Source organism: Nevskia sp. (assembly GCF_023266035.1).
In the GTDB taxonomy this organism is placed as follows: Bacteria; Pseudomonadota; Gammaproteobacteria; order Nevskiales; family Nevskiaceae; genus Nevskia.
This window is the reverse complement of sequence record NZ_JAHFRY010000172.1, coordinates 1-7,866: the sequence shown is the minus strand read 5'-3', so window position 1 is coordinate 7,866 and position 7,866 is coordinate 1. Positions and strand designations below refer to the sequence as shown.

8 protein-coding genes are annotated in these 7,866 nt (G+C 65.9%); all 8 read left to right on the top strand.

What is annotated here, in order from left to right:
• The coding region (locus Q0D45_RS19620) for a FliM/FliN family flagellar motor switch protein (RefSeq protein ID WP_293397014.1) at positions 1-168 on the top strand (168 nt) is incomplete at its 5' end.
• A 62-nt stretch (positions 169-230) separates the two neighbouring features.
• Positions 231-602, top strand: a complete 372-nt coding sequence (gene fliN / locus Q0D45_RS19615) for a flagellar motor switch protein FliN (RefSeq protein ID WP_293397011.1) — start codon at positions 231-233, stop codon at positions 600-602.
• A 17-nt stretch (positions 603-619) separates the two neighbouring features.
• Positions 620-997: a flagellar biosynthetic protein FliO gene (fliO, locus tag Q0D45_RS19610; RefSeq protein ID WP_293397008.1), complete on the top strand. Its 378-nt coding sequence runs from the start codon at positions 620-622 to the stop codon at positions 995-997.
• A 14-nt stretch (positions 998-1,011) separates the two neighbouring features.
• Complete coding sequence (gene fliP, locus Q0D45_RS19605) at positions 1,012-1,758, top strand: flagellar type III secretion system pore protein FliP (protein ID WP_293397005.1); 747 nt, start codon at positions 1,012-1,014, stop codon at positions 1,756-1,758.
• Positions 1,759-1,943: 185 nt separating this feature from the next.
• Positions 1,944-2,213 carry a flagellar biosynthesis protein FliQ gene (gene fliQ, locus Q0D45_RS19600; RefSeq protein WP_022975046.1) on the top strand — a complete coding sequence of 90 codons (270 nt, stop codon included), beginning with the start codon at positions 1,944-1,946 and terminating at the stop codon, positions 2,211-2,213.
• A 118-nt stretch (positions 2,214-2,331) separates the two neighbouring features.
• Positions 2,332-3,105, top strand: a complete 774-nt coding sequence (fliR, locus tag Q0D45_RS19595) for a flagellar biosynthetic protein FliR (protein WP_293397001.1) — start codon at positions 2,332-2,334, stop codon at positions 3,103-3,105.
• 3 nt (positions 3,106-3,108) lie between these two features.
• Positions 3,109-4,263 carry a flagellar biosynthesis protein FlhB gene (gene flhB, locus Q0D45_RS19590; protein WP_293396998.1) on the top strand — a complete coding sequence of 385 codons (1,155 nt, stop codon included), beginning with the start codon at positions 3,109-3,111 and terminating at the stop codon, positions 4,261-4,263.
• A 106-nt stretch (positions 4,264-4,369) separates the two neighbouring features.
• Positions 4,370-7,866 (top strand): sensor domain-containing diguanylate cyclase (locus Q0D45_RS19585; protein ID WP_293396995.1); only part of this gene is annotated, 3,497 nt, incomplete at its 3' end.

Genomic DNA, 7,866 nt, shown 5'->3' with positions numbered 1-7,866 from the left:
CAGCTCAAGCCGGGCGACGTGCTGCCGGTGAACCTGCCGAAAACCATCGATCTTTGCGTCGAGGACATGCCGGTGTTCAAGGGCACGTTTGGCCTGTCGCATGGTAACAACGCCGTGCGCATCACCGAAGTGATCCGCCGCGGTCCGCGCAGCAGCACCGTGCACTGATCGCCGCCATGAGCACCACGCCCAGCAACCCCTTCGGCACCGCCCCCCAGCAGGACGACACTATGAACACGACCCCCCCACAGAACGGCTCCAGCGGTACCAACAAGGACTACGCCCGCGCCAGCTTCCAGAATCTGGAAGGCAGCGCTGCCAATGCCGGGGGCCTCGGCAACGAGTTCAATCTCGACGTCATTCTCGACGTCGCCGTGACCCTGTCGATGGAAGTGGGCCGCGCCCGCATCCCGATCCGCAACCTGTTGCAGCTCAACCAGGGCTCGGTCGTCGAACTCGAGCGCGCCGCCGGCGAGCCGCTCGATGTCTACGCCAACGGCACCCTGATCGCCCATGGCGAAGTGGTGGTCGTCAACGAGAAATTCGGCGTGCGCCTGACCGATGTGGTCAGCCCGGCCGAACGCATCCGCAAGCTGAAGTAAGCGCGCCGCAGCTTTCGATGAGCACGGCTGCGGAAGCGACGATGACCACTACGGCGCTGCCCAGCTTGGGTCAGACGGCGCTGTCGTTGATCGTCGTCCTGGGCCTGATCTTCGCGCTCGCCTGGCTGCTCAAGCGCGTGCAGGGCGTCCGCCTCGGCGGCCCGGCGAATCTGCGCATCCATGCCGGTCTGCAGGTCGGGCCGAAGGAGAAGGTGCTGATGATCGAAGCCGGTGGTCAGCACCTGCTGATCGGGGTGTCGGCGGGTGGCGTCAATACGCTGCATGTGTTTGCCGAGCCGCCGGTCGCAGCCGTGCCGGAAGCGGCTGCCGAGGCACCGCCGATCGCGACTGCGTTTCGCGATGTGCTGAAGCGGTCGCTGGGGCAGAAGTCGTGAGACCGAACGCCGGAATGACGAAGGCTTTGGGCCTTGCCCTGCTGGTGCTGTTGCCAGTCGCCGATGCCCTGGCCCAGACCAAGGGCCTGCCGGCGCTGAACGTCAGCCCGGCACCGGGCGGTGGCCAGAACTACTCCCTGAGCCTGCAAGTGCTGTTGATGATGACGGCGCTGACCCTGCTGCCGGCCGGCTTGCTGGCGATGACTGCGTTCACCCGCATCGTCGTCGTGCTCGGCCTGCTGCGGCAGGCGCTCGGCACCGGCGCCACGCCGTCGAATCAGATCCTGGTCGGCCTGTCGCTGTTCCTGACTTTCTTCGTCATGCAGCCGGTGTTCGAGAAGGTCTACGACAACGCCGCCAAACCCTATCTCGATGGTGAGTTGGCTTTCGAGCCAGCGCTGAAAGCAGCCGCAGTGCCGATGCGCGGCTTCATGCTGGCGCAGACCCGTGAAGCGGATCTGATGACGTTCTCGAAGATCGCCGGCAACGGTCCCTACGCCAGTGCTGACGACGTGCCGTTCACCGTGCTCGGTGCCGCGTTTCTGACCAGCGAACTGACCACGGCATTCCAGATCGGCTTCCTGCTGTTCATCCCGTTCGTGGTCATCGATCTGGTGATCGCCAGCGTGCTGATGAGCCTCGGCATGATGATGCTGAGCCCGGTGATCATCTCGCTGCCATTCAAGCTGATGCTGTTCGTGCTCGTCGATGGCTGGTCGTTGGTGATGGGCACGCTGGCGGCCAGCTTCGTCGTCAACTGAACTCGCGCCATGACTCCTGAGACTGTACTGACGACCGGGGACGTGCTCGCCACCCGGCGAGGGCGCGAACGGGCTGCTTGGCGAGCCCTGCTCGCCGGCCCGCGAGCGAAGGGGATCGCCGGCAAGGCGAGCGCGGCCGCCGACTGGAAGGGAACGCGGTTCGACGAGATTGAGGCCCAAAATCCATGACTCCCGAGACGGTACTGACGACCGGCAGCCAAGCACTTCAACTCGTGTTGATGCTCGCAGCGCCATTGCTGCTGACGGCGCTCGCTGTCGGCGTGCTGATCGGCGTGTTCCAGGCCGCGACCCAGATCAACGAGCAGACCCTGAGCTTCATCCCGAAGCTGCTGTCGACCGCCGTCGTGCTGGTGTTCACCGGGCCGTGGATGCTGCGCCTGCTGACCGAGTTCACGCGGCGTCTGTATGAAAGCATTCCTGCGCTGATTCATTGAGCGCGGAGATGCCATCCATGGCGAGACCTTGCCTATATCCCCACCCCCAGCCCGTCCATCCATGGCCGGGCGTTCAGCGGTGCAGCGAGCAGTGCTCGCAAAGCGCTCAGCTTCACCCATGACCTTCTCCGACGCCCAGATCATCGGCTGGCTGGAAAGCTGGTTCTGGCCGCTGGTGCGCATCGGCGGCGTGCTGGCGATTGCGCCGGTGCTCGGTGCACGCGTGGTGCCGGTGCGCATCCGTGTGGTGCTGACCGTGCTGCTGACCCTGGTCATGGCGCCGACGATGCCGCCGCCGCCGTACCTGGCGCCGTTCGAAGCCGGCTGGTGGCTGGAGATCGGCAAGCAGATGGTCATCGGCGTGGCGATGGGCTTCGTGCTGATGCTGGTGTTCGAGGCGGTGGTCATGGCCGGCGAGTTGATTGCCTATGGCATGGGCCTGTCGTTCGCCCAGTTGGTCGATCCCTTGCGCGGCGCCGGCACGCCGGTGGTGGGCCAGTTGCTGATGGTGCTCGGCACCCTGCTGTTCCTGTCCATCGGCGGCCATCTGCGCTTGATCGAAGCGCTGCACGCGAGCTTCGTCAGCATGCCGGTCGGTGGGCCGGGCTTGAATGCCGACAACTTCCTCGCGCTGGCTCGCTGGGGCGGCAGCCTGTTTGCCGGCGGCGTGCAGATCGGCCTGCCGGTGGTGATCGCGCTGCTGCTGGTCAATCTGGCGTTCGGCGTGATGAGCCGCTCGGCACCGGCCTTGTCGGCCTTGTCGGTCGGCTTTCCGATCGCGCTCGCTTCCGGTCTGCTGCTGCTGCGCTTCAGCCTGCCGGGGCTGGCAGCGGTGATGGCGCGGATGCTCGACGACAGCTACGCATTGCTCGCCGCATTGTTCGGAGGCTGATCGATGTCGGATAGCGCCCAGGAAAAGAACTTACCCGCTACCGAGAAACGCAAGCGCGAAGCCCGGGAGAAAGGCCAACTCCCGCGCTCGCGCGAACTGAGCACGGCGGTGGTGATGGGCGTCGGCGCGGCCCTGATCACCGGCTATGGCGCCAAGGTCGGCGCCAGCGCTTACCAGGCGATGAGCCACTCGCTGAGCTTCGATGCGGCCGCTTTGGCCGATCCCGGCCAGATGCCGACGCTGCTGCTGTCCGGCTTCGGCGCCGGCCTGGCGATCGTCGCGCCGATCCTGTTCGCGACGCTGTTCGCGGCCCTGGTCTCGCCGATGCTGATCGGCGGCTGGAACCTGAGCTGGAAGGCGGCGCAGCCGGACTTCAGCCGGCTCAATCCGGTCACTGGTCTGGGCCGGCTGTTCTCCGGTAACAGCCTGGTCGAGCTGAGCAAGAGCATCGCCAAGTTCTGCCTCGTCGGCCTGGTCTCCGGCATCGCCTGGTGGGGTTTGCGCGGGGAATTGCTGTCGCTGGCGATGGAGCCGGCACGACAGGCGATCGGCCACGGGCTGGCGATGGTCGCGTCGACCTTCATGTGGATGGTCGCGTCGCTGGCGCTGATCGCGGCCATCGACGTGCCCTGGCAGATCGTAAGCCTTGCCAAGCGGCTGAAGATGTCGCGCCAGGAAGTGCAGCAGGAGTACAAGCAGAGCGAAGGCAGCCCGGAAGTGAAGGGCCGCATTCGCCGCCTGCAGCAGCAGATGTCGCAGCGCCGGATGATGGAAAAGCTGCCGGGCGCCGATGTCATCGTCACCAATCCCACGCATTACGCGGTGGCACTGAAATACACGGCCGGCGGCAGACGAGCACCCGTGGTGATCGCCAAGGGGGTCGATACCGTGGCCGCCACGATCCGCGAGCTGGGCGAGACCCACGGCATCACCATGATCGAAGCGCCGCCGCTGGCTCGCGCGCTGTATCGCGGCTGCGATCTCGAGGAAGAGATTCCCACCGCGCTCTACGCCGCCGTGGCCCAGGTGCTGACCTACGTCTACCAGCTCAAGGCCTGGCGCGGTGGTGAGCGGCCGCTGGCGCCGAAGGTCGGCGATGTGCCCGGTGGCGAGCCGGATCCGCTGCCGGATTCCCGGCCGGAGCCACCAGCCCTGTGAGTGCTACCGAGCTTAGTGGAACAGAACCTGCAGGTTTGAGTTTGCATCTGCCGTAATCCCGGCAAACGAGAGTTGCGATGAATCCGCCGATTCCGCATTCCGCGCCATGAGCACCGCCATCAAGAGCGCCGAAGCGACCGTGGAACGAGGGCCATTGTCTGCCGGCCGTGACCGGATCCTGGTGATGACGGCGATCCTGGTCGGCCTGCTGCTGCTGACTTCGGCGCTGGCCTTGCCGGCGCAGCCTCGGGTGATGGCCTGGGAGCCGGAGGCATTCGCTGCCAGCGGCAGCCTGCTGTTGCTGACCGCGCTGCTGTTCTCGCGGCGCCGGATGGCCTACGAACTTGCTGCTGCGCTGACCCTCGGCATCACCATCGGCATGCTGCTGCTGCGAGTGGCGATGGTGTTCATCGACGACACCTTTGCCGACGGTACGCACAGCCTGTTCATGCCGGTGTACGCGTACTACACGGTGGTCTACCTGATGCTGGCCATCCTGCTGCCGAGCACGGCATCGATGCGCTGCAGCGTCGCGGCCTGGCTGGCGCTGGCGAGCCTGGTCACCATCGGCAGCCTGTCGTTGCTGAACCCGGAACCGCCGCGGCCGTTCCTGATGGCGACGCTGATCTACGTCTGGCTCGGTCACGGCCTGTTCGTCGCGCTGCTCAACGGCTGGACCCGTCAGCAGCGGGCGCTGGTCGACGCGCATGCGCGGCTGGCCGAGATCGAACGCACCGGCCGCCTTTCGGCGCTGGCCAGCGAACAGCGCTTCCGGATCGTCTTCGAGCAGTCCACCGCCGGCGTCGGCTTGATCGGTGCCGATGGCTGCTGGCAGATCATCAGCGACCGGATGGCCGAGCTGACCGGCTACAGCCTGCAGCAGCTGGAGGGCATGTCGTTGCTGCTGCTGCTGGTGCCGGAGGCCCGCGAGGCCGCCCGCCAGAGGCTCGACGATTTCATCAACAGCGAACAGCCGCGCTATTCGGTCGAGCGGCAGTGGCTGCGTCGCGACGGTGACCTGATCTGGGTCAGCCTGCATTTCGAGCGGGTGCCCGGCTCGGCCCAGCTGCCGGCGGCAGCGGTGGTGATGGCGATCGACATCAGTGCACGCAAGAAGGCCGAGCAGGAGACGCAGGAGCTGCAACGGATTCGCGATTTCCACTTCGAGCATCTGCCGCTGGCGATGATCGAATGGGACCGCGACCTGCGGGTACGCCGCTGGTCGAAGCAGGCGGAAGACATGCTCGGCTGGCCGGCGGCAGCGGTGGTCGGGCGAACCCTGCGTGAAGTCGGCGTGCTCGATGCCGACGAGGCCGAGAATCACGAGCAGGTGATGCGTGAATTCCTGACCGGCCAGCGCACCGCGGTCGAAAGCCTGCGCCGCACCCGCCACCGGGACGGCCACCTGGCCTGGTGCCGCTGGTACAGCCACTCGCTGGCCGGCGCCGATGGCAAGCCGGAATTCTTCTTCACCGCCGGGTTCGATGTCACCGAGTTCCTGGCCAACAATCTGCGGCTCGACGAGAACCGCCGCGAACTGAGCGCGATCTTCGAACAGGCGGCGGTCGGCATCGCAATGCTGGATTCCCAGGGCCACTGGCTGACGGTCAATCGCCGCTTTTGCGCCATTGTCGGCCGCAGCGAGGCGGAGCTGCTGAGCAGCGATTTCCAGTCGATCACCCATCCGGAAGACCTGTTGCTCGATGTCACCCAGGCCGAGGCGGTGGCAACAGGCAAGCTGCCCGGCTACGTGATGGAAAAGCGCTATCTGGGCCCGGACGGCGAGATCATCTGGGTACGGCTGCACGTCGGCCGCATCGATGCCACGGCGACCACGCCGATGCGTTTCGTCTCGGTGATCGAGGACATCAGCGAGCGCAAGCACGCCGAACAGCAGGCGCTGGAGCACCAGCAGGTTAGCGATTTCCATTTCGACAACACGCCGCTGGCGGTCATCGAATGGACGCCGGATCTGAGAGTCAAGCGTTGGTCCGTGCACGCTATGCAGATGTTCGGATGGAGCGAGGCCGAGGTGGTCGGCAAAAGCCCGTTTGATTGGCGCTTCTTCCACGACGACGATCTGGACCGCGTCACCGATGTGGCGCAGACCATCTTCGACAGCCCGCTGCCCACCATCCAGACCCTCTGCCGCAACTACCATCGTGACGGCAATACTTTCTGGTGCCAGTGGCACAGCTCGATACGGCGCGGTGCGAACGGCGAGGTGCAGTCGGTGCTGTCGATGGCCAGCGATGTCAGCAATGAGCAGGCAATGCTGTCCGAGCTGCGCGATAGCCAGGCGCGCTTCCAGGGCATCTTCGAGCAGGCCGCAGTCGGCATCGCGATGATCGATGCCCAGGGCAACTGGCTGATGGTCAACCAGCGTTTTCGCGAGATCGTCGGCTACGGTGCCGAGGAACTGCTGCAGCACCGCTGCGAAGAAATCACCGATCCCCAGGACCGTGCTGCCGAAGCCATCGAACGGGCCCGCCTGGTCGCTGGCGAGATCGACGACTATAGCTTCGTCAAGCGCTATCGCCACCGCAACGGCCAACCGGTCTGGGTTTCGCTGTACGCGCGCCGGCTTGACGACAGTGGCAGCGGCGGCAATGTGAGCCTGTCGCTGGTGGTGGTCGACATCACCGAGCAGCGTCAGGCCGAAGCCCAGATCAAGCGCCTCAATGCCGATCTCGAGAAGCGCGTCACCGAGCGTACCCGCCAGCTCAACGACACCGTCCACAGCTGGGTCGCACGCAACCAGGAACTGAGTCTGCTGAACAAGATGACCGGCTCGCTGGCCGCCGCTCTCGACAGTGGCGAGGCGCATCGCATCGTCGGCGACTATCTGCCGCGCCTGTTCAATGGCTACGGCGGCGCCCTCTGGCTCGGCGACGGCAAGAACCCTTCCTACCCGATCGTTGCCGAGTGGGGCGCTCGCGAGCCAGTGGCGGAGACGCTGATCACCGAGGATTGCTGGGCGCTGCGCCGCGGCCAGCCGCTGCGCATCGACGATCCAAGCCATCCGCACCTGTGCCCGCATCTCGATGGCCGCAGCGATGGCCAGGAACCGCATACCTGCGTGCCGATCACTGCACTCGGCAGCCCGGTCGGCCTGATCCATCTCGGCTGGTCGGAACGTATCGGCAGCCTGGTGGCGCCGCCGGACGACGCGCTGCTCGGCTCGGTGGTCGAGCAGATCGGCCTGGCGATCGGCAATGTCCGGCTGCGTGAGGAACTGCGCCGCCAGGCGATCCGCGATCCGCTCACCGGCCTCTACAACCGCCGCCATTTCGACGAACTGCTGCGCGCCCGCATGGCCGAGCACGATCGCAGCGGACGCGGCTTTTCGGTGTTGATGATCGACATCGATCACTTCAAGCCTATCAACGATCAGCATGGCCACGAGACCGGTGACGATGTGCTGCGCGAGACCGCCAAGCATCTGCAGGAATCGGTGCGCGCCGGCGAAGCCGCGTTCCGTTTCGGCGGCGAGGAATTCGTGCTGCTGATCGACGACGGCGAGCACCCGGACGGCAGCCAGGCGATGCGCTGCGCCGAACGCGTTCGCCGCGAGATCGCCGAGCTGCGTGTGCATTGCCGGGG

Excerpts from the sequence above, each read along its gene's own strand:
- fliN (WP_293397011.1), top strand. The coding sequence starts at position 231 with ATGAACACGACCCCCCCACAGAACGGCTCCAGCGGTACCAACAAGGAC.
- fliO (WP_293397008.1), top strand. The coding sequence starts at position 620 with ATGAGCACGGCTGCGGAAGCGACGATGACCACTACGGCGCTGCCCAGC.
- fliP (WP_293397005.1), top strand. The coding sequence starts at position 1,012 with ATGACGAAGGCTTTGGGCCTTGCCCTGCTGGTGCTGTTGCCAGTCGCC.
- fliQ (WP_022975046.1), top strand. The coding sequence starts at position 1,944 with ATGACTCCCGAGACGGTACTGACGACCGGCAGCCAAGCACTTCAACTC.
- fliR (WP_293397001.1), top strand. The coding sequence starts at position 2,332 with ATGACCTTCTCCGACGCCCAGATCATCGGCTGGCTGGAAAGCTGGTTC.
- flhB (WP_293396998.1), top strand. The coding sequence starts at position 3,109 with ATGTCGGATAGCGCCCAGGAAAAGAACTTACCCGCTACCGAGAAACGC.